General features: G+C 70.0%; 16 protein-coding genes and 2 pseudogenes. 6 read left to right on the top strand and 12 right to left on the bottom strand.

What is annotated here, in order from left to right:
* The first annotated feature begins 28 nt into the window (after positions 1 to 28).
* Together AHOG_RS04090 and erm are read left to right on the top strand one after the other, a co-directional pair.
* The gene (locus AHOG_RS04090) at positions 29 to 1,393 is read left to right on the top strand and encodes a hypothetical protein (RefSeq protein ID WP_093940164.1); all 1,365 of its coding nucleotides are present in this window, start codon (positions 29 to 31) and stop codon (positions 1,391 to 1,393) included.
* A gap of 845 nt (positions 1,394 to 2,238) precedes the next feature.
* Positions 2,239 to 3,114 (top strand): 23S ribosomal RNA methyltransferase Erm, encoded by an 876-nt coding sequence (gene erm, locus AHOG_RS04085; protein ID WP_093940163.1) that lies wholly within the window; start codon positions 2,239 to 2,241, stop codon positions 3,112 to 3,114.
* Between the two features lie 105 nt (positions 3,115 to 3,219).
* On the opposite strand, the pseudogene AHOG_RS30425 reads toward erm, so the two are convergent.
* The 4 genes and pseudogenes from AHOG_RS30425 to AHOG_RS04065 all read right to left on the bottom strand — a co-directional run.
* Positions 3,220 to 3,270: pseudogene (locus AHOG_RS30425) on the bottom strand (hypothetical protein); the annotation flags it as partial.
* 723 nt (positions 3,271 to 3,993) lie between these two features.
* Positions 3,994 to 4,452 (bottom strand): winged helix-turn-helix transcriptional regulator, encoded by a 459-nt coding sequence (locus tag AHOG_RS04080; protein ID WP_093940162.1) that lies wholly within the window; start codon positions 4,450 to 4,452, stop codon positions 3,994 to 3,996.
* A gap of 79 nt (positions 4,453 to 4,531) precedes the next feature.
* A complete protein-coding gene (locus tag AHOG_RS04075) occupies positions 4,532 to 5,287 on the bottom strand; it encodes an alpha/beta hydrolase (RefSeq protein ID WP_093940161.1) in 756 nt (251 codons plus the stop codon).
* A 619-nt stretch (positions 5,288 to 5,906) separates the two neighbouring features.
* Positions 5,907 to 6,101, bottom strand: coding sequence for a hypothetical protein (locus AHOG_RS04065; protein WP_157736622.1), 195 nt, complete (start codon positions 6,099 to 6,101; stop codon positions 5,907 to 5,909).
* A 468-nt stretch (positions 6,102 to 6,569) separates the two neighbouring features.
* On the opposite strand from AHOG_RS04065, the gene AHOG_RS30420 reads away from it, so the two are divergent.
* Entirely contained in the window at positions 6,570 to 7,250 is a 681-nt protein-coding gene (locus tag AHOG_RS30420) for a hypothetical protein (protein ID WP_376700064.1), read from the top strand.
* Here the strand turns inward: AHOG_RS30420 and AHOG_RS29730 are convergent.
* Both AHOG_RS29730 and AHOG_RS04055 read right to left on the bottom strand, forming a co-directional pair.
* On the bottom strand, positions 7,183 to 7,782 hold the full coding sequence (locus AHOG_RS29730) for a hypothetical protein (RefSeq protein WP_169725781.1): 600 nt from the start codon (positions 7,780 to 7,782) through the stop codon (positions 7,183 to 7,185). The genes AHOG_RS30420 and AHOG_RS29730 overlap by 68 nt on opposite strands.
* A 287-nt stretch (positions 7,783 to 8,069) precedes the next feature.
* Entirely contained in the window at positions 8,070 to 8,963 is an 894-nt protein-coding gene (locus tag AHOG_RS04055) for an NADP-dependent oxidoreductase (RefSeq protein ID WP_093940158.1), read from the bottom strand.
* 53 nt (positions 8,964 to 9,016) lie between these two features.
* Here AHOG_RS04055 and AHOG_RS04050 point away from each other — a divergent pair, with 53 nt between their 5' ends.
* On the top strand, positions 9,017 to 9,613 hold the full coding sequence (locus AHOG_RS04050; protein ID WP_093944134.1) for a TetR/AcrR family transcriptional regulator: 597 nt from the start codon (positions 9,017 to 9,019) through the stop codon (positions 9,611 to 9,613).
* A gap of 156 nt (positions 9,614 to 9,769) precedes the next feature.
* Positions 9,770 to 9,927 (top strand): annotated as a pseudogene (locus AHOG_RS30415) (IS3 family transposase); the annotation flags it as partial.
* A gap of 276 nt (positions 9,928 to 10,203) precedes the next feature.
* On the opposite strand, the gene AHOG_RS04040 reads toward AHOG_RS30415, so the two are convergent.
* Both AHOG_RS04040 and AHOG_RS04035 read right to left on the bottom strand, forming a co-directional pair.
* On the bottom strand, positions 10,204 to 11,121 hold the full coding sequence (locus tag AHOG_RS04040; RefSeq protein ID WP_093940156.1) for a serine hydrolase: 918 nt from the start codon (positions 11,119 to 11,121) through the stop codon (positions 10,204 to 10,206).
* Positions 11,118 to 11,984 (bottom strand): LysR family transcriptional regulator, encoded by an 867-nt coding sequence (locus AHOG_RS04035; protein WP_260404246.1) that lies wholly within the window; start codon positions 11,982 to 11,984, stop codon positions 11,118 to 11,120. Before AHOG_RS04035 ends, AHOG_RS04040 begins: the two co-directional genes overlap by 4 nt.
* A 142-nt stretch (positions 11,985 to 12,126) precedes the next feature.
* On the opposite strand from AHOG_RS04035, the gene bla reads away from it, so the two are divergent.
* A complete protein-coding gene (bla, locus tag AHOG_RS04030; RefSeq protein WP_311770178.1) occupies positions 12,127 to 13,005 on the top strand; it encodes a class A beta-lactamase in 879 nt (292 codons plus the stop codon).
* 688 nt (positions 13,006 to 13,693) lie between these two features.
* Here bla and ychF read toward each other — a convergent pair.
* From ychF to AHOG_RS04010, 4 genes are all read right to left on the bottom strand, one after another.
* Complete coding sequence (ychF, locus tag AHOG_RS04025) at positions 13,694 to 14,773, bottom strand: redox-regulated ATPase YchF (RefSeq protein WP_093940154.1); 1,080 nt, start codon at positions 14,771 to 14,773, stop codon at positions 13,694 to 13,696.
* Positions 14,774 to 15,809: 1,036 nt separating this feature from the next.
* Entirely contained in the window at positions 15,810 to 16,382 is a 573-nt protein-coding gene (locus tag AHOG_RS04020) for a hypothetical protein (RefSeq protein WP_157736621.1), read from the bottom strand.
* Between the two features lie 118 nt (positions 16,383 to 16,500).
* Positions 16,501 to 19,581, bottom strand: a complete 3,081-nt coding sequence (locus AHOG_RS04015) for an AAA family ATPase (protein ID WP_093940152.1) — start codon at positions 19,579 to 19,581, stop codon at positions 16,501 to 16,503.
* Positions 19,578 to 20,741, bottom strand: a complete 1,164-nt coding sequence (locus tag AHOG_RS04010) for an exonuclease SbcCD subunit D (RefSeq protein ID WP_093940151.1) — start codon at positions 20,739 to 20,741, stop codon at positions 19,578 to 19,580. The genes AHOG_RS04015 and AHOG_RS04010 overlap by 4 nt, the downstream gene beginning before the upstream one ends.
* Positions 20,742 to 20,802: the final 61 nt, after the last annotated feature.

The raw sequence follows: 20,802 nt of genomic DNA, 5'->3' as shown, positions 1-20,802 counted from the left end.
GCTCCCCTCCGAAGAGAAGGTCTCGTTGATGACGACCCCGTCCGCCCCGCTGAGCCCGCAGGAAGAGAACGCGCTGCTCGAGGAGATCGTCTCGGTCGTCCGACACGAGGCCCCCACCGCTTGGCGCGAGCTCTACCTCCAGTACTGCGCCGTCGGCGCACACGTCGAGACCATCAGCACGATCAAGGACACGGCGGGCAACGCCCGACACTGGTCCCTCCCGCCGTCGATCCCCGAGCTGCTTGACCGACTCCGGGCCGGGATGTACCGCCCGGAACTCGGCACCTGGACGACCTTCGCCAGCCTGATCACCCATCCCGGCACCTACTCCGTCAGCTATGACCGCGAACGCGAGCCGGACTGGCTCGAGTATCCCGCGCAGGCGGACTTCCACGCCGAACTCGCTCGCCACCCGCGCCCGGCCGACGCCGTGCCCGACTGGCTGCGCCGTGGGGCGAGCGTGGAGCAGCCGGAACTGCCGACGGTCACCAAGGCCAGGCTCTTCGACGGGATGGGACCGGATCGCAAGCCCGTCGTCACTCGACCACCGGTGCCCGCCGAGGAGGTTCCCGCCGTCCTGGAGTACCTGCGCACGGCACCGGTGATCCAGGTGGTCGAGACCGGCGGCTTCCGTGACCTGCTCGCGGCGGACCGGAAGGTGATACCCCGGACCGTCGCCCGGACCGACGGTGCCTGGGTCTGGCTCTCCTCCGTCCCCTATTACCTGGAGAAGTACGGCGTCGCCCCCGACCCCGGCCTGCTGGCGCACATCCGCGCCAACCGATTCCGGGTCCCGAACGCGGTGCCCGAGACCGGCCTCCGCGTCGCCTATGCCGTGATCACCGAGGAACGGATTCGGCGGCACCGCCTGCCCACCTCTCCGGAGATCCGGGCCTACCTCGCGGACGTCGCCACCCGTGCCGCCGCCACGGCACCCGAGTCCCAGTCCGAGCACGGGACCGGGCCCAGAGGCTTCTCTCGGGCACGTGTGTTCGACGGTCAGACCGACGACGGCGCCCCGGTCGTGGATCGCGAGCCGCTGACCGCCGAGGAGAAGGACCGGGTGCTCACCTACCTCGTCGCCGGAGAGCTCGTCCTCTCCGGGCGAGGCAGGGTCGCCGATCAGCTCGACCCCGAGCATCCACGCCGGGTCCCGGTCGCCTGGCTCACCGACGGCACCTGGCTCTGGCAGCCCGCGGTCCGGTACTACCTGGAGAAGCACGGCGTCGCACCCGATGCCTCGTTCCTCGCCCACATTCGAGCCAACGAGTATCGGATGCCCGCCGTCGCCCCGGAGACCGTGCGCGCCGCGGCTCGCGCGGTGACGCCCGCCGCGGCACCCGAGACGCCGGCTCCCGATCGAGTCGACGGGGGCGGCACGGTGCCGGGTTGACGGACGGCGTGGACCCGGGCCCGCCCACGTCGTATGTCGGGCCCGGCAATCGGGCGGCCCAAGCGAGCCGGCGGCCCGGCGGCCCGGCCCGGCGACCCATCGACCCGGCGGACGGCGACCCAACCCGACACCCGAGTGACCCGACAACCCCAGTGCCCCGAGTGACCCGGCAACCCTGTGACCCGTCGACCCGGGCGATCGGGGATCGGCGGCCGTGTTGTCGGGTGTCGTGCTGTCGGCGATCGGGCCGGATCGAGAATCGGAGTGTCGGTACGCTCCGAACCCGCTGAGGATCGGGTTCGGCCGCCGGGCGAAGTCGAACCACGCCAGATCGAACCGCACCGGGTCACACCGCGCCGTCAGACTCCGGCCGGTCGGCTCGGATCGCGTTCGAGACGGCCGGCCGGCCGCGAGGAACGCGGCTCGCCTCGATCGCTCGTGTCGACGCCGAGCCGAGCACCGCCCGTCGAGCGGCGGCTCGACGTCGCCCGAGGCCATCCCGACCTGCTCACCCGACGGAAGCCCGAGGCGCCCTGCCGCAGGGGCCGCCTCCGGGCGGAGACGGCCCGAAACCCGGTTGGTCGGCGTCCGACCACCTGTTATGGTCCCCGCCATGTGTTGCTTCCACGCACTCACTCGGCTGCGCACGGCCTGACGGCGGTGCGCGCACCCCACGCCTGAGTCGGATGTCCGCCAGGCGCGGTGCCGCCTTCTCCTTTCTGTACGGGCCGTCTCCGGCCCGTTGTCAGGGCTTCCCGCCGTCTCGCCGCGTCGTCAGTCCTTGCGCGCGACCGATCAGCTCAGCATCGGTGTGTCGCGCGACGTCGCCACCGAATCGGGAACCCATGTCGAAGCACGATTCTCGTCATCTCCACCTGCCCGGCCGCCATGAACTCGGGCAGAACCACCTCGTCGACGATCGGATCATCGCCCGCGTCGCCGACCTCGTCCGCGCCGAGCCGCCCGGCCCGGTACTCGAGTACGGCGCGGGCGACGGCGCGTTGACCGAGGTTCTCGTCACGCTCGGACGCTCCGTCACCGCCGTCGAGATCGATCCGCGCCGGGTCCGGACGCTGCGGACGAGATTCGGCGACCGCGCCGACGTGGTCCACGCCGACCTGCTGACCCACCGGCCGGCCGGCACCGGCCATCACATCGTCTCCAACGTTCCGTTCCACCTCACCACGCCGCTGCTGCGCAGGCTGCTGGACGCCGGCGACTGGCGGACGGCGACCCTGTTGGTGCAGTGGGAGGTGGCGCGGAAACGCGCCGGGATCGGCGGCACCACGATGCTCACGGCGCTGTGGTGGCCCTGGTACGAGTTCAGCCTCGCCGGGCGGGTGCCCGCCGCCGCGTTCCGGCCCCGGCCCGCCGTCGACGGCGGGCTGCTCGTCATGCGGCGGCGGGCGAAGCCGCTGGTGTCGGAGTCGGAACGGGACGACTACCAGCGGCTGGTGCGCGCCGTGTTCACCGGCCGGGGCACGGGCCTGCGCGGCATCCTGACTCGACTGGGCGAGGCTCGCCGAGTGGCGAGGTGGCTCCGAGAAGAGGGGCTGAGCGGCGGTGAGCTGCCTCGCAGGCTGACCGCGCACCAGTGGGTCCGACTGTTCCGGACGGTCGGCGGTCCGGGTCCCGCCCCGCAGCGCGGCGGCCCGGACCGTCGTGGGCGCCGCGAGGAGCCCCCGGCTCGCCTGCCGCATCACGGCGGGCGAACCTCGTAGCGCCATCGCCCCCGCGGCGCCGGTCACAGCCCGGCGCCGCGCCGTGGCGTGCACCAGATGCCCGGCGTCGGGGACGATCTCCAGCCTGCCCCACGGCAGCAGCTCGACGAGTCGTTCGGCCGTCTCCGGCGGGGAGAGCTCGTCCTGTTCGCCGATGACGATCAGCGTCGGCAGCCCGGCGTCACGCAGCAGGGCGGTGGAGTCCGGTCGAGCGGCCATCGCCCGCTGCGCCCAGGCGATGCCCGCGGCGGGCTGAGCGTCGATCAGGTCGCGCAACCGGTCGACGACCGCCGGGCGCGTCGCATGCGTCGCGGCCCCCACGAGCTTCGGCAGCATCTCGGCGGCGAGCCAGTCGGCGCTCCCCTCGGCCTCGGCGCGGGTCACCGCGTCGACCGGGCCCGCCTCGCCCCCCTCCCGATCGACCCCCGACTTCGTATCGACCAGCACGCATGGTGTGGTGCCGGGACCGATCGGCGGACCCACGTCGTCGGGCGTCGGTCATGCGGACGGACGAACGGACGGGCACACAGGCACACAGGCACACAGGCACACAGGCACACAGGCACACGGGCACACGGGCACACGGGCGATCGTCGCCGGAGGCCGCCGGGTCGAGCGGCACCCGGTCGGCCGTCCACGGGTCACCGGGGGTCGGCCATCGCCGCGCCGATCACCGCCGGACCGCAGGCAGCCACCGCCCAGCCGACCACAGCCAGATCGCCGAACCGGCCACGATCCAACCGACCACCGCCAGACCGCGGTCAGCCACCACGCGGCCGGCCCCAGCCGCCGAGCCGAGCGTCGCCCAGTCGACCACCACCGGGCCGCCCAGTCGACCACCATCGGGCGGCCGCCGCGGCCACCGCCCGCCTGTCCTGCTCACGGGCGGCGCCGTGGTTCGCCCGCGACCTGGCCCGCGACGACCGAGTGGCGGGCCCGCAGCTCACTCATGAGGCCCGACCAGGATTCGGGACGCCGATACTCCAGTTCGCGGGCGGCGGCCGCCTTCGCCGGGTCCGCCGCGCAGTGATCGGCCCCCCACTGCCCGATGGTCGCCAGCACCGGCACGAGGTCCACGCCCTTCTCGGTGAGGCTGTAGACGGTCTTCTGCTTGTGTGTCGCCACGCCCTCCCTGGTCAGGACGCCCGCAGCCACCAGCCGGTCGAGACGATCCGCCAGGATGCTGCTGGTGATGTTCTCCTCCGACTCCCGCAGGAGTTCGCGGAAGTGTCGCCGATCGGTGAAGATCACGTCCCGGAGGATCAACAGAGTCCACCGGTCCCCGAACAACTCGATCGCGAGATTGATGGGGCAGCTCGATCGATCGTGCACCGCCATGTCGTTCCCTCCCTGGTGAACGCCGCTCCGAAGACCGCGCCGGCCTGCCCGGCACGTCGGTGATCAGCCGCGTCCGTGATCAGCCGAGCGCGGCGGTGTGCTCTCGGACCTCGCCGTCGATCAGGTCCGCGGTCGTGTCCGGGGCCGAGAGCATCGGCCAGTGTCCACTGGCGATATGCCTGCGCCGCCAGGCCGTCGCGTCGCGAGCGGCAGCCGGTGCGTGCCGCCAGGCGTCGTCGGGACCCGCCGTCGACAGTGCGACATACGTCGTGGGCCGGGTGCCGACGGGGACGGCCAGCTCGGCCCGATCCGTGATCGTGTGTCCGGGATGCGGGGTGAATCCGCCGGCCAACAGATCACGATCCGCGGGCGTCAGGTCCGTCTCGTGGTCGAGCATGGGCCGGGTCGGCGGCAGCCACAGTCCGCCCGCGCGGACGATGTCCGCCCGCTCCGCGTCTCGCTCTTCGGGGGTCGACCCCCAGCCGTCGAGCAGGGACCGTCCGTCCACGGGCAGGAAGCCTCCGAAGTGGACGAGTCCGGCGACCTTGCCGCCGACGCGGTCCGCCACCTGGGCCGTCACCATCGCCGAATAGGAGTGCGAGACGAGGACGACGGGCACGCGGTGACCGTCGACGACGTCTCGCAGCTGCCGCACGTGATCGGCGAGCCGAACGGCGGCGATCTCACTCTTCGGCACGCCGGCCTCAAGCCCACGCAACGTCAGCGTCTCGGCGTCGATGCCACGCTCGACGAGTCTGTTCACGGTCGGCTCCCAGATCCACGCGCCCATCCAGGCACCCGGAATCAGGATCACCTTCGCCCCGACAGTGCTCATCCCCACCCCAAACCAGTCTGTTTTTCAGATCGGTTTCACAGTACCCCATCCGATAGCAAAACACGACCGGTTGCACTCCTGGACCAGATGGCGGCGACGGACTCCCGTGTGTTCGCAGCAGGGGACGGTCGACCGATCGTCGACGGCACCACCACGGCGAAGACACCGAGCACGGCTCGCGACCAGGGCGTGGCCGGGGAGACCAGACCCACGCCAGGAGGCCGCCGCCGGCCCCAGATTGCGCGCCTGATCGTCAGTGCCTCCCGACACGCCGCCCAGGACAGTCCGTCGCAGCCCTCGCCGCCCCTGTCCCGGGTCCGCGCCTGATGGGCCCGCCCCTGATCGGACATGGCGAACGCGGCCCCGCCCAGGCGACGCGGACCGCACGCCATGACTCCCGACGACTCAGGCGGCGTCGTTGGCGTAGACGTCACGGTGGGACGCGTCACGGCCGCGGAGGAGGTCCGAACCCGTTCCGTCGAATCACTCGGCCCCCAGCTCACTCGGCAGCTCGCCTCCGTCGAGCAGCACCCGGGGGGCAGCGCCCAAGACTGGAAGCGCCCCGGCCGGCGGCACAGCCGTTCCTGCGGCATGGGTCACCTTGACTCGCCTGCGCGATTCACACGTTGTCCGACCCGGCGAGCCGACGAGGAACGGCCAGGTCGTCCGATGTCATCGCGACGACACCGTTGACGCGGTACTCGGGGACGAACCTGACCTCCGGGCGCAGGAGTCGCCGGGCGGGCTCGATCACCGCGTCGAAGCCCCCGGGCAGGGAGGCCCCGCCCGGCTGGGACCGGCCGATGGTCGTCACTGCCGATGCGCAGCCGATCACCGTGAACCCGCGAGTACAAGCGGTGCTCGGGCCGGCGCACGAGCGGCGCGCCGTTCCACGTCGAGACAGGCGTCATAGACGTAGGAGGCGGAACAGCGGCAGTTCGACACCCACGAGCGCGGCACCGACACTCCCCCAGCTCCCGCGGGCCGGGACGACGTCATCCGCGAGGAGCCGATCTGCCGACGCCGTGATCACGGCAGGCCCCGGCCGTGCTCCTCGATCCCGCCGACCTGCCGTCCCGACAGGAACCGCGCGCCGCGCTCACTCACCCGCGACCGGAGCACGCGGGTCGGCTCCGGAGCGTCAGCCCACCGCCATCGAGGAGGCAGCTCGCCGCGACCACCTGTGAGGAGGCGTCGACGAACGTGGCCACCGTGTCCGGCAGGCGGCCACCGTCCGCAGCTCCGCACGCGGCCCCGATGCGCGCGCAAGAGCGTGGACTGGATGGAACGTCACCAGGTTCCGGGCCGGCCCTCGGGGCGGTTGCCGGGCTTGCAGCGCCTGCCGTCGCGCGGCCCGCCGGGCTCGCGATCCACCCCGGTGCTCCCGCTGCTGCTCTACGCCCCTTCCTCGGCATCCCGTTCGGCAAGCTCGGCCGAGCGTTCCGCGATTGGCGGTTACTCGCCACGGTCCTCGTGGTCGACCGTCCTGGTGCCCGCTGTCGTGTGGCTGCTGTCGTGGACAGTCGCCCACGATCAGGTGCTTCTCGTCGGGGTGCTCTTCGCGCTGCCGGCACGCTGCATCGACTACGCGATCCTCTTCGCCGGGCTCGTGGGCGGCGACGCGGAGAAGCTCTTGGCGGCTCCCCCACTGCCGATGTTCGCCCAGACGCTCCTGCTGCCGCTGTACCTCTGGCTGTTCGTCGGAGCGGAGTTCGTCCGCCCGGTCGAGTTCGCGCCGTTCACCGAAGCGTTCGCCCTGACGATCATCGCGCCACTCGTCGCTGCCGCCCTCACCCGGCTCGCGGCTGCTCGATCCCGAGCCGGACCGAAGGTCGGGCGGACCGTGACAGGAGCGATGGCGCGCTCATGGTCGCGACGCCGGCGTCGTGGTCGCCTCACAGGTCGCCGGCGTGAGCGCAGAACTCGGCGCTGCTCACCGTCCCGGTCAGCTGCGCTCCGATGAGCGCAAGCCTCTTCGCCACGGCGTCGTCCATGCCGGGAATCGACGACCGCGCGAACTCGGCCGGCACCCGGAAGCCCGCCGTGGGCACAGAGGCTGCTTCGGGGGCCGGGGCCTCGTCCTCGTCGTTCGGCGAGTCGTCATCTACGCCAGGCTCCTGCTCAGGGGTCGTCACCGCGGTCTTCATCGTCTCTCGTCCACGGCCTGCGACCGTTCCGCCGGCCTCGCGCCTGCGGAGAAAGCCGCTCCTCGCCATTCTCCACACGTCGGGGTAGGAGCGAGAGAGGCGCAGGTAGTCTTCCCGCTGGTCTCGGCCGTCGTCGCGGTCGGGCTTCGTGCACTCGACGACCAGGTAGAGGGCGTCGTCGCGGTGGTGCTCCCCCGCGAAGACCGCGATGTCGACCGGGTAGCTCCCGGCCCTGGCCCGGTCGGACGGGCGCGCCGTCACATGCCACCGCGGACGGGTCTGGATGTGGCTCTTCGGATAGCCATAGTCCTCGACGAGCCGCTTGGAGAACGGCTGTACCGCACGCACCTCCGCCTGCTTCCCAGCCCGACTCCTGCCGGAGATGTCGTCGATCAGGCGGCCATCGGGAGCCTCTGCATCACTAGGCGGGACCTCGGAGTCTCACAGCGCTCGCTTCTTCCCGCTTCCAGACCGCCCTCCGTGCCGGAACTCGACCACATCGCCACACGTGGAGACGTTCGGCCGCTCGCGCGGCGCGTCCTTCGACATGGTCCTGGCCGGACTGGCAAGGCGGGGATCGCCACCCTCCTGCAGGCGTCTCCCTGCTCACGGTCAGAACTACCACCCGCGGCGGGTCACATGATGATGATGCGCCGTCCACGGGTGTGTCCGGATTGGCTGTCGATATGGGCCTTCGAGGCCTCAGCCAGCGTGTAGGTCTGGGCCACCGGGATTCGTAGTGATCCATCCGCGATAAGGCGAGCAGCCTCGACGAGAGCCGCCTGAACGTCGCCCGCCGTACCCGAGAAGCGGACGCCGAACTTCGGGGCGTCCAGATCCGCCGTTGTGAGCACTCGGTCCGGGGTGCCGGCGAGTTCGACCAGCTGCGGGATGACCCCTGCTCCCGCGAGGTCCAGAGCTGCGTCGACCCGACCGAGGCGGCGCACGCGGTCGGCCCAGCCGTCGTCGTATGTCGTCGCCAGCACGCCGAGGCTGCGCAGATAGTCCTGGTTCGTCCGTCCCGCAATGCCGATCACCGAAATGCCGCGAGAACGAGCGATCTGAACCACCGCGGAACCGACACCTCCGGCGGCACCACTGACCAGGAGCGTCTGACCCGCGTGAACCCGGACCTCGTCGAGGACGCGCAGCGCCGTTTCGACGACGGACGGGTATCCGGCGGCTTCGGCGAAGGTCAGCTCGGCGGGCATCGGATGCCATCGCGTCATGAGAGCTGATTCCGCGTAGGTCTCGATCCCCTCACCGAAGACGGCGTCGCCGACGTCGACGCCCGCGACCCCCTCGCCCACCTCCTCCACCACTCCGGAGGCATCCAGGCCGAGACCGGCAGGCAGCTGCACCGGATGAGCACCGAGCTTCTGACCCTCACGAACCCGCCAGTCGAAGGCATTGACCGCGGTCGCCCGGACCGCGATACGCAGCTGTCCCGAGCCTGGCCGCGGCACCTCGCTGTCGACGAGCTGAAGCACGTCCGGCCCGCCGAAACGCGCGTAGATGATCTTCTTCATACCTACCAGGCTAACACTAACGGTTAGTGTTTCGTATCGGCTATGATCTCACGGTGACTCACGACCCCCGACCAAGCGGTCGCCGCGAGCGGAAGAAGGCAGCGACGCGACGCGGGATCGCCGATGCCGCCCTACGCATGTTCCGCGAACGCGGATATGAGTCCGTGGGGATCCGAGAGATCGCCGCCGAAGCCGATGTCGCCGTCACGACCCTCTTCGCGCACTTCCCATCGAAGGAAGCCCTGGTGTTCGAACAGGCCGCCGGCTTCGAAGCGCGCCTCATCGCTGCAGTCACCGAACGCTCTGAGGGAGCTTCGGTGGTCGGTGCACTGCACGAGGAGATCGGGACACTCGTTCAGCACTGCACGACTGGGGACGCGACAGGGATCTGGAGGATGATCGACCAGAGCCCGGAGCTCTCGACCTATGCGCAGGTCCTCGAACTGCGATATGCGCGCGCGATCGCTGCATCGATCGGCTCGGCTCCGGCCCTCGCCACATCCGAGGTCGCCGCCAACACGATCGCCCGCTTCGCCATGGCTGCCTTCACACTTGCCCGACAGTCCGCGGACCCGCGGGCCACCCTCGACGAATCCTTCCGCATGATCGAAGCCGCTTGGGCCGCTGCCCGACCATCACAGGAGAAGTGACCAGCGGGGACCGCCCCGGCAAGACCCTCGGGTGGAAGACCCCGGCCGAGGTCTTCGCCGAGCAACTACGCTCGATCCGACAACCCGGTGCCGCAACGACTGATCGAAGCCGCCGACTACGTCTCCCTCGTTCACACCGACCTGATCCTCGTACTCGGCGCGACGCCATCCGTCGGATCCGTCGGCGACAGTTGCGGCAACGCCCTCGCTGAGGCCGTGAACGGGCTCTACAAGACCGAACTCATCCGCCGCCAAGGACCTGGCGCACCATCGAGCACATCGCGCTCGCGACCCTGGAATGGGTGTGGTGGTGGAACAGACAGCGCTTACATGCCGACCTCAACCGCACCCCGGCGGAAGGCGAGGCCGCCCACTTCGCTGACCATGAATCACCCCAGCTGACGTCCGTCAGCCTCCGAAACACCGAGGAACCAAGCCCACGGCGATTCCGCTCGTCAGGTTCGGGCGCTCACCGAGACGATCGAGCACGGCCAGATCGCTCGCTGCCTCGTCTCCTCCGACATCCTCTTCGGTTTGATCACCACCTTCCTGCCTGACTCGAAAGGAAGCGGCATCAAACCGGGGACGGTTCAATCCGACGCCGCAACGGGTCCATTCTGGCGGAGGTGGTCGTGGAGTGCGCGTGCTGTTCGGGCGATGAGGATGTCGGCTGCTGGTTGTTGTGCGGCGGTAATGCGGGATTGCGTGAGTGCTGTGATGGCGATGGTTTGGCCGTCGGCGTGTTCGATGACGCCGATCTCGTGGCGGAGGTTGAGCAGCGTTCCGGTCTTCGATGACCAGGTACTGCTGTCGCTGACGAAGTCGGGAGTGAGCCGATGCCGGTGGACGTTGCCGGCCATGAGCGCGCGAACGTGCTGGGAACTGCGCAGGGGAATGAGCGAGGGCGTCCAGAGCGCCTGGAGCAGGTCGGTGAAGCCGGCAGCGGTACCGGTGTTCGCGTGAGACGTGTCGAGTTGCGGGATCGCGTGACCTCCTCCCGGTGTGCCGCTGTGCACGGCGAGACCGTGGGCGAGGTCGATGTGGCCGGTGAGTTGTTCGGCGGGCGTCTGTTGAAGGTCGCGGGTTCGGTGCCGCACCTGTATGCCCAGTATGCCGATCTCACGCATGTGAGCGGTGACGTCGGCGGGCGGGACGAGATCGAACAGGGCGTCGGTCGCCGTGTTGTCGCTGAGGGCGACGCTGAGATAGACGAGGTCCTCGACGGCGAGCGTCGCGGGGTGCCGGAAACTGCTGAGTCCCGGCGGCCCGGTGTATCCCGTGGGGGTCGGGGCGATCGTGACCGTCGCGGCGCGGTCGAGTACACCCGCATCGATGCGGTCGAGGATCGCGACCGCGAGCGGAATCTTCGCCAGGGAAGCGGAGGCGAAGACCGCGTTCTCGTTGAACCCGATCTGGAGTCCACTGGTCAGATCGCGGGCGAGGAACCCGCCGCGGAGGCCGCCTACCGCCAACTCCGACTGGAGGTGTTCATTGAGCGCATCAGTCATGTGGGCTGCCCGTTCAGATACTCGTCGATCCGCTCATGCAGCATGGCCTGTAGCGGTGGTGTCAGCGGCGCGTCATCCGCGCCGGCGGGCGCGTATCCCCGGGTCAGCTGCAACTCGGCGATCGGCCGCCACCGCAGCCCCAGACGCGCCGCCTGAGCTGGGGAGCACAACAGCAGATCGTCCCCGCCGAGGACGTGAGCGGTCGCCTCGGCCAGGCTCTCGGCGATGGCGAGCTGCGTGGGACTGAGCGCGAGCTGGTCGCGAAGACGGCTGAGCTTGTCACGCACGTGCGGCACGTCGTCCTCCGGATCCAGCCAGACGCGCACTACGTCGCTGCTTCCCCGGCGCGGGCGGAGACTTTCGACGAAGACGGTCGGCGGGAGATCCCCGGCTGCCGCCAATCCCAGCGGCACCGACCACGCCGCAGCATCCGGTGGCACGGCCACCAGCGCGATGGTGGCCGGTGTCGTGGTCCCCTGATCAGCCCGGTATGCAGGACGTGCGACACGCACCTCGATGTTCGCTCCAGCGTGCCTGGCCGCGGCCGCGAGTTCGGCAACGTGCCTGCTGGTGCCAAGATCCGGCACCAGCAGCGTGACAGTCTGGTTCAGCGCACGTCGCGCCTGATAGTTGAGCGCATCCGCGGCGCGCACCAGGTTCCGCGCGGGGCGAAGCAGCTCTTTGCCGAAAGTCGTCAGCCGCACCCGGCGGCCGTGACGGTCGATCAGCGCCTGACCGAGGTTCTGCTCGAGAGCGGCGACCCGCCGGCTGACCACCGGTTGCGGCACGCCGATCGCGGCGGCACCGACCGTGAAGCTGTTCTGCTCACTCACGCTGACGAAAGCTCGCGCCGCAGCCACCATATCCACCACCGCAGCATGCCATATTCGCATGGAAACCAACGGAAGTGTCTTTGTTCGCATGACGCTCGGTAGGTCAGAGTCGAGTACGTCGATCGATACCGTCTGTTGGAGGCCTCCCATGACTCGTTCCCGTTCTCGTCTCGTGTCGCTGCTCGCTCTGTCCGCAGCCGCGGCGCTCGCCATCACCGGCTGCGCGCCCGCATCCCAGCCGGCGCAGAGCGAGGCCGCGGCTGCGGTGGCCGCGCAGGAGGCGCTGGAGAGCCTGGAAGCAGAGTTCGACGCCCGGCTCGGCGTGTATGCGATCGACACCGGCACGGGCGAGGAGGTGGAGTACCGCGCGGATGAGCGATTCGCGTTCGCGTCTACGTACAAGGTTCTTGCCGCTGCCGCGGTGCTCGAGCAGAACACCCTCGCCGAGCTCGATGAACTGGTCGCCTACGACGAGTCGGACCTGGTCACCTACTCGCCGGTCACCGAAGGATCCGTGGGCACCGGGATGACGCTGCGGCAGCTCGCCGAAGCCGCGGTGCAGTACAGCGACAACACCGCAGGCAACCTGCTGTTCGACGAACTCGGTGGCCCGGCGGGTTTCGCTGCCGCCCTGGCCCGTGTCGGTGACCAGGTGACCGTTGCGGAGCGTGAGGAGCCGGATCTCAACGACTACGTGCCCGGCGACGACAGTGACACCAGCACGCCCGAGGCGCTGGCGACCACGCTGTCCTCGTACGCACTCGGCGACACCTTGAGCCCGGACAAGCGGGAGCTGGTCACGCAGTGGCTGATCGGAAACACCACCGGGGATGACCTCATCCGCGCCGGGGTGCCCGCGGACTGGGTGGTCGGTGACAAGACCGGCGCGGCCGCGTACGGCACCCGCAACGACATCGCCGTCGTGTGGCGTCCCGATGGCGACCCGATCGTGATCGCCATCCTCTCCGACAAGGCCGACCCCGAAGCCCAATACGATGACTCCCTCATCGCCGAGGCCACCAGCGTCACCATCGACGCCCTGACCGAGTAACCCGCGCGTCCCGGGCTGTCGGGTCCGCGGGCACACACGAGCACCACGTCGACGGCGACCGTGTGTGCCTGCGGACCGGACCAGATGCAAGTCGGAACTCCGCGATTCTCTCGCTACCCAGCACTCCGAGAACACAGCCTTCGAAGCGGATCGCTCGGACACCGCTCCCATGGATCGCTCCATCGAGTCGCTCGACCGTCGAGAGCTTGATTCTCTCCAGGTATGACGGCACGAGTTCGCTCACCGGCGGCATAGGGCACTGACCTCATTCGCGCCGCCCGAGCGATCGTGGAAACCTTTGTCGAACTCGGCGGCGGGCCTGTCGATCTCGTGGAACCGAGCCGGATCCACAGCCTCCGCGACGCGACTCCCAAGGGACGCCCATCCCTATGTCCAACGCGTTCCGGACCGGGGACTCGCGGGCTGCCGGCACCACACCTGATCATTCTTGCGGGTGGTCGTGAAGGAAAGGACCCCCGGAAGCACCGATCCCTCCCCGCGGCGGGCAGCGCCTATGCCTCGAACTGAAACGCTACGCACCTGAAAAGTCAGAACAGGACTGAACGGCCCTGACGCAGCCTCGCGCGTCTGCACGGCTCAGTCGGCAGACCGGACGTCCAACGGGTCGAAGGCATGGGGTCAGGCCATATGCTCGCCATGGTGTGCACCGGCTCCCCTCCAGGGTCGATCACACATTGAAGCGGAACTCCACGACGTCCCCGTCGGCCATCAGGTAGTCCTTGCCCTCCATCCGGACCCGACCCGCCGCCTTGGCCTCGGCCATCGTCCCGGCGGCGGACAGATCGTCGAAGGACACGATCTCCGCCTTGATGAAGCCCCGTTCGAAGTCGGTGTGGATCACGCCCGCCGCCTGCGGCGCCGTCCAGCCCTGGCCGATCGTCCAGGCGCGCGCCTCCTTCGGGCCCGCCGTCAGGTACGTCTGCAGACCCAGAGTGTGGAAGCCCGCCCGCGCCAGCGAGTACAGCCCGGGTTCGGTCTGACCGATGGACTCCAACAGCTCCCTGGTCGACTCCTCGTCCAACTCCAGCAGCTCCGCCTCGACCTTCGCGTCCAGGAACACCGCGTCGGCCGGAGCGACCAGCTCACGAAGCTCCTTCTGCCGCGTCTCACTGGTCAACACGGCCTCGTCGGCGTTGAACACGTAGAGGAACGGCTTCGCGGTCAACAGGCTCAGTTCACGCAGCTCGGCCAGGTCGATCTCTGCCTTGGCGGAGAACAGCGTCCGACCCGCGTCGAGGATGTCCTTCGCCGCCTGCGTGACCTGGAGGGCGGCCCGCCGGTCCTTGTGAGTCCGGGCCTCCTTCTCCAGACGGGGCAGCGCCTTCTCGACCGTCTGCAGGTCGGCCAGGATCAGTTCCGTGTTGATGGTCTCGATGTCGTCAGCCGGGTCCACACGGCCTTCGACATGAACCACGTCCGGGTCGTCGAAGACACGGATGACCTGACAGATCGCGTTCGCCTCGCGGATGTTGGCGAGGAACTGGTTGCCCATCCCCGCACCCTCGGAGGCGCCCTTGACGATGCCCGCGATGTCGACGAAGGAGACGACCGCCGGGACCGTGCGCTGCGACGAGAAGATCTCCGCGAGTCGATCAAGCCTCGGGTCCGGAAGCGGCACCACGCCGACGTTGGGTTCGATGGTGGCGAACGGGTAGTTCGCGGCCAACACCTCATTCTGCGTCAGCGCGTTGAACAGGGTGGACTTGCCGACGTTGGGCAGACCGACGATGCCAAGGGTGAGACTCACGACAAGCGAGTGTAGAGGCGCCCCGGAAGTGCTCCTCGTCACCAGGGCATTCCAGGCCGCCGACCGCGCATCGGCCGGAGCGAGCGCGTGCCGGCCACCGGCGGCGGCCGTGGTCGCCGGCGGCGGCCGTAGTCCCCGGCGGCTGCCGTGGTCGCCGGCGGCGGCCGTGGTCCCCAGCGGCCGCCGTAGTCACCAGCGGCCGCCGTAGTCACCACCGGCGGCCGTAGTCACCACCGGCGGCCGTAGTCACCACCGGCGGCCGTAGTCACCACCGGCGGCCGTAGTCACCACCGGCGGCCGTAGTCACCACCGGCGGCCGTAGTCACCACCGGCGGCCGTAGTCACCACCGGCGGCCGTAGTCACCACCGGCGGCCGTAGTCACCACCGGCGGCCGTGGTCACCAGTCGCGGTCGCAGCCACCGGCGACCGGAGGGATGCCGGTCAGCAGCGTCGGACCGCCCAGTCCGATGACCAGAACGCACACCGACCACCCGTCGCGCCCTCCGCGGCCCCAACCCGGTCGACCACCCGTTCACGGCCCGGCCGACACCGCTCAACAGCTTCGCCCCACTCGCTCGACCCGAGGGGTCGGCAAGTTCACCCCGCCTCACGACCCGAGACAGGCCGGGGCCGGCAGGTTCGTCCCCACACCGGCTCGTCGGCATGTCGTGTCGAGCGCCACCGTGGCGTCATGACCTGCGGGAGTGCCGAGCGATCAGCGGCCACGGCACTGTCGCGACCGAGATGGAGCGCCGCGCGGAGTCCCGGCCGACGGGTCGGACTCGCTACGCATCGGCCGTGCCTGGTGTCACCGACGGCGGGCGAAGACCCCGGACCCGTCGTCCGAGTGAAGACCTCCTGCCGCTTCTCCACGGCCGTGTGTCATCACACCGGTCGTGCAGAACACCAGCCTGCCGGTCCTGCCGACCACCAGACCTGCCGGACCCGGTCATGCCGACCACCGGTCCTACCGACCACCGGACCTGCCGACCACCAACCTGTCGATCAGCAGCCTGTCGATCAGCAGCCTGCCGGTCACCGGTCCTGATCGAAGAGACGACGGTCTCGGCGGCCAAGCCCTCGAGCCAAGAGCAGCAACAAGACCATGCCGCCCACCGCCAGCGGAACGGAGAGCGTGGCGCCGGCGACGTCATGCCGCGTCGTCGGCACCGGCGGCCATACATCACCCGAGGTCCGCAGCACCTCGATCTGACCGCCGACCGTCACGGCGCTCTCCGCCGTGATCAAGTAGAAGCCTTCGCCTTCTCCGCAGACCACCCAGTTCCGGACGGCGGGCTCACCGGTCGGCGTGCCGCCGATCGCAGGGTCCTGCACCTCGACGGTGCAGGACTCGGAGCTCCCCGACACCTCGGTACCGAGTCGGGCGCCGTCGACGGTCAGCACCACCAGCGTCCACGCCGCCCAGATCAACGCGATCGGACCCAGCGGCCACCGCCTGCCCCCGCCGGCCAGCAGGACGCCCACGGCGAAGGCAAGCACTCCGCCCATGCCGAAGGGGGTGAATGCGGTCTCCACCGCGATCGGCCCGGACGACGCGGCACCCCATGCCGTCACCATCCCGATCACCATCGCGATGAGTCCACCCAACGCGAGCAGCGTTCCGGCTCCCCGCCTGGGCTGCCCCAGAGCGGATCGTGCTCCGTCCAGAATGCGACCCCGTCGCCCGCTGCCTGCCGTCGTCACATCGTCACCGTCTTCCCTCGTGTCAGGCGGTCTCCATCTCCAGAGTGGACCCGCTACGGGAACGACGCACCCGCAGCCGAGTCGGGATGCGCTGCCGCAGCTCATCGACGTGAGACACGAGACCCACCACGCGCCCGCCCGCCCGGAGATCGTCGAGCGTGTCCATCACGAGGTCCAAGGTCTCCGGATCGAGGCTTCCGAAGCCCTCATCGACGAACAACGTGTCGAGCAGTGCACCCCCCGTCTCCGCCGCGACGACATCGGCCAGGCCTAGCGCGAGCGCCAAGGAGGCGAGGAAGGACTCGCCCCCGGAGAGGGTCTTCGCCGATCTCGCCCGTCCCGAATAGTCGTCGACGACGTCTAACCCGAGACCGCCTCGCTTTCCTCGGGCGCCTGCGGCGTCCGAATGCACGAAGGAGTAGCGGCCCTGGCTCATCCGTTGCAGTCTTCGGCTGGCCGTCACCGCCACCTCCTCCAATCGCGCGGCGAGCACGTAGGAGCGCAACGACATCTTCCTGCTGTTCTGTCCCTTCCCGTTCACGACGTCGGTGAGCGCCGCGAGGGTCGCGAAGTCCGCCTCCACCGGCGCGATCTCGCGGGCGGCGCGAGCCCACCGCGCGGTCAGCGCAGCCAGTTCTTCATCGGTCGCCTCGGCGGCGCGTAGGCGGGCGACGGCCTCCTCCGCGGCCCGCCGCGCGGCCTCCGCCTCCGCCGTCAGCGCCGCGACATCCGGCGCCTCGGAGTTCTCCATCTCGATGATCAATGGATCGGCCAGCTCGGCCCGCAGCGCCGCCTCCTGCCGTTCTGCGTTCCGCAGGGCCTCGTCGAGTCGGTTCAAGACCGCCTCGTCGCGCGCCGCCGCCATGGCCTCGGCGATCCCGCCGAATCCGGCGGCTGCGACCGCCGTGTCCAGGCGGACTCGCCGATCGAGCAGCCGTTCCTCCGCCCCGGTGACGGCGGCGGTGCGCTCGGCCAGTTCGTCGACGGCCTCGGCGATCGACAACAGTGCCCGACGACGTGCCGCGACGTCGGGGAACCCGTCCGAGGCAGCCGACAACCGCCTCTCCCGCTCCGCGATGCGGTGTTCCAGGTGTTCGACCGTACTGCGAGCGGTGGCAAGCTCGCCTTCGACGGCCAGTCGATCACGATGCAGCTCCGCGGACTCCTGTTCCAGCCGACGAAGGAGATCCGCTCGCTCGGCCTCCCGTGCGGCCAGGCCCTCGGCGGTGGACAGCTCCGCCGCGGCGCTGTCCAACGCCGCCGCCAGCTCGGCCTCGTCGCGACCGGCGAGTTGGTCGTGTAGCGCGTCGCGGGCGAGCTGCGCCGTCTGAGCCTCAGCGGCCGCGGTCTCCCGAGCCAGTGCGGTTCGATGCTCCGCGTCGACGGCCGTCTGCTCCTCCGCCTCGGTGACCGGGGACGTGTAGACGGCAGGAGCAGGATGATCACGAGAGCCGCAGACCGTGCACGGCCTGTCGGGCACCAGCGCCCCCGCCAGTTCGGCCGCCATCCCGGCGAGTCGCCGACCCCGGAGATCGAGCAGCCGCTCCCGCGCGGACTGGTGGGCGTCGACGGCGTCCTGTCTGGCCTGTCGCGCGTCTGCCAGCCGTCTCTCGGCCTCGGGGAGCTCCCGTGCCGCGGCGCACAGCCGTGTCAGCTCGTCATGCCGGGTCCGGAGGCCTCCCAGGGCGGCCGAGGCTGCTACGGACGCGTCCAGTGCATGCCGTGCATGGTGTGCTTCGACAGGCAGCGTTTCGCCGCGTCGCTCGAGTTCGGCGAGCACCTTCTCGGCCTGTTCTCGGTCCGAGGCGACTTCCGCCAGCCGCTGTCGGTCCGGTTCCTGATGTTCGGCCTCCTCCACGAGGCCTGCCAGCGCGCCCGCCTCCTCTCGGCGCGCGGCCGCGTAGGCGCGAAGATTCGTGGTCGCATCGCGCCCCCCGGAGCGTTCGCCGACGGTGTCGACGTCCGCACCAGGCCGGCTCGTACCCGGCGACGCGGCCGAGGTCGCGTCGGCGAGCCCGACGGCGTCCAGAAGTGTCCGAAGAGAGGTGTCGTCTCCGGCGATGGCGCACGCCTCGTCCAGCGCGGCGGCGACGTGCCGACGCCGCACGTGGAGATCGTTCTCGGCCCGCGACCGTTCTCGCTCCTCGGCGGCCACCGGAGCGGCTCGGCGTGCGTCGGCAAGCTCCGTTGCCCAGCCGGCTCGCTCGTCCTGTCGCGCGTCGAGCTCATCGAGCCGGCGGAGCAGCTCGCGGCGGCGGCCGGCTGCCGCCGCACGGCGTTCTCCGTCGACCGCCGCGCTGTCCGCGTCGCGTCGTCGACGCGCGGCGAGATGTTCCGCCTCGGCCGCGTCGGTCCGCTCGTCGGCGGCACGCGCTCGCAGCGTGTCCACCCATGCGGCGACGGGCTGCTCGTCCGGCGGCGGCTCCGTTCCCATCGCCTGTGCGATTCGGGTGACCAGCTGTTCGACGCCCCGGCGTGCTGCCTGCACCTCCTGGTGTCGTGCCGTACGCCGGTCGCGGAACCACCGTTCGGTCTCGGCGAATCGGGCGGTGCCGAAGAGCTGTTCGAGCAGCTTCTCGCGATCCTCCGTCTCCGCTCGCAGAAACTGCGCGAACTCCCCCTGTGGGAGTAGGACGACCTGGAAGAACTGCGTGTGGGTCATCCCGAGCAGCCTGCTGACCGTCCTGGCCACCTCGTCGATGCGACTGAACCCGTCCGGCGGATATCCGTCCGGCACGTCACCGATCCAGCCGAGTGACGCCTTGGCCTGCACCGTGGTGGTGCCCACGCCGCGCTTCTTCGCGCGCTGGAACTCCGGGCTCCGCACGATCCGAAGGCGATGTCCCTGGATGGTCAGTTCCACTTCCACTCGGGTGGCGACGGAGTCCGCGGCGTGGTCGCACCGCAGCCTGCGCACCTCGCCCCGCGCGCCGGGTACCTGACCGAACAGTGCGTAGGCGACGCCGTCGAGCAGCGTGGTCTTTCCCGCCCCCGTCTCGCCGTGCAGCAGGAAGAGTCCGTCGGCGCTCAACTCGTCGAAGTCGACCCGCACCGTGCCCCGATACGGGCCGAACGCCGTCATCACCAGGCGATGAAGCCTCATGACCGCACCTTCTCTCCGCCGATCGAGTGGAATGCCTCATCGAGCAGGCGAAGCTCGGTGTCGTCCGGCTCGCTGCCTCGGCAGTCGGCGATGAACGACGCGGCGAGGTCACGATCGTTCTTGCCCCGGACCGCCTCGGAATAGTGCAGCCCGGCGTTCGCCAGCCCGCCTGCCGGCTGCCAGTCCAGGTGTACCGCATGGGGGAAGCGGTCCTGAAGGCGCCGCATGGGGTCGAGCGGACGGACGGCGTCGGTCAGGGTGATCGACAGGTAGCAGTCCGCCGACGATTCGTGTTCCGGAGCGGTCAGCAGGTCGTCGAGTGTGCCTGTCAGCACCGCGAGCCCGCGTGGGACGGGCAGTACGTGTCTGCGCACCGCCGCGAGCCCGTCGGCATCGAGATCGACGAGCCACACCGACTTCTGGTGTGCCCGCTCGGAGAACGAGTACGCCAGCGGACTACCCGAGTACCGCAGCTCCGGCCGCAGGGTCTGCGGGCCGTGCAGGTGACCGAGCGCGACGTAGTCGATGCCCTCGAAGACGGTCGCGGGGACCTGTTCCACTCCCCCGACCGTGATCCTGCGCTCCGACTCGCTGCCCTGGCCCCCGGTGACGAAGGCGTGCGCCAGCACCACGGAGCGTGTCCGGCCGCCTCGGCCCGAGAGGTCGGCGGTGATTCGACGCATCGCCTCCGTGAGGACGCCGATGTGGCCGGACGCGACGCGATGGCCGTCGCGCGCCATGCTCTGCCGAGCGGTCTCCGGGTCGAGATAGGGGATCCCGTAGAACGCGACCGGCCCGTGCTCGTCGTCGAGCATGACGGGCTCGTCCAGCGCGGAGACGCGGGTACGCAGGTGTAGTCCGCCGACCGCGGCGAAGTCCGCATAGGCCCCGAGCCTCGGCGCCGAGTCGTGGTTTCCCGAGGTGAGCACGATGGCGGCGCCCGCCTCTCGCAGCGCGGCGAGGATGTGGTGACAGACCCCCACCGCCTCGCCCGACGGAACGGCACGGTCGTAGAGATCGCCCGCGATGACGACCACGTCGACTCCCTCCGCTCGCACCACATCCGCCAGTCCTGCCAGTACATCCCGTTGATCACCGAGCAGATCGCGGCCGTGAAACGTGCGGCCGAGATGCCAGTCGGAGGTGTGGAGGATGCGCATGCCGTCACGCTAGAGGCATTGCAGACCGAGATCACGCACAACCCCTGAGATCCACTCGAAC

It is taken from the genome of Actinoalloteichus hoggarensis, from assembly GCF_002234535.1.
In the GTDB taxonomy this organism is placed as follows: domain Bacteria; phylum Actinomycetota; class Actinomycetes; order Mycobacteriales; family Pseudonocardiaceae; genus Actinoalloteichus_A; species Actinoalloteichus_A hoggarensis.
The sequence above is the reverse complement of the archived record's forward strand: the minus strand, read 5'-3'. Positions and strand labels throughout refer to the sequence as shown.

What these genes read in the sequence shown, in the direction of transcription:
- AHOG_RS04090 (WP_093940164.1), top strand. Translation starts at nt 29, where the DNA reads ATGACGACCCCGTCCGCCCCGCTGAGCCCGCAGGAAGAGAACGCGCTG.
- erm (WP_093940163.1), top strand. Translation starts at nt 2,239, where the DNA reads ATGTCGAAGCACGATTCTCGTCATCTCCACCTGCCCGGCCGCCATGAA.
- AHOG_RS04080 (WP_093940162.1), bottom strand. Translation starts at nt 4,452, where the DNA reads ATGGCGGTGCACGATCGATCGAGCTGCCCCATCAATCTCGCGATCGAG.
- AHOG_RS04075 (WP_093940161.1), bottom strand. Translation starts at nt 5,287, where the DNA reads ATGAGCACTGTCGGGGCGAAGGTGATCCTGATTCCGGGTGCCTGGATG.
- AHOG_RS30420 (WP_376700064.1), top strand. Translation starts at nt 6,570, where the DNA reads ATGGAACGTCACCAGGTTCCGGGCCGGCCCTCGGGGCGGTTGCCGGGC.
- AHOG_RS04055 (WP_093940158.1), bottom strand. Translation starts at nt 8,963, where the DNA reads ATGAAGAAGATCATCTACGCGCGTTTCGGCGGGCCGGACGTGCTTCAG.
- AHOG_RS04040 (WP_093940156.1), bottom strand. Translation starts at nt 11,121, where the DNA reads ATGACTGATGCGCTCAATGAACACCTCCAGTCGGAGTTGGCGGTAGGC.
- AHOG_RS04035 (WP_260404246.1), bottom strand. Translation starts at nt 11,984, where the DNA reads ATGGTGGCTGCGGCGCGAGCTTTCGTCAGCGTGAGTGAGCAGAACAGC.
- AHOG_RS04015 (WP_093940152.1), bottom strand. Translation starts at nt 19,581, where the DNA reads ATGAGGCTTCATCGCCTGGTGATGACGGCGTTCGGCCCGTATCGGGGC.
- AHOG_RS04010 (WP_093940151.1), bottom strand. Translation starts at nt 20,741, where the DNA reads ATGCGCATCCTCCACACCTCCGACTGGCATCTCGGCCGCACGTTTCAC.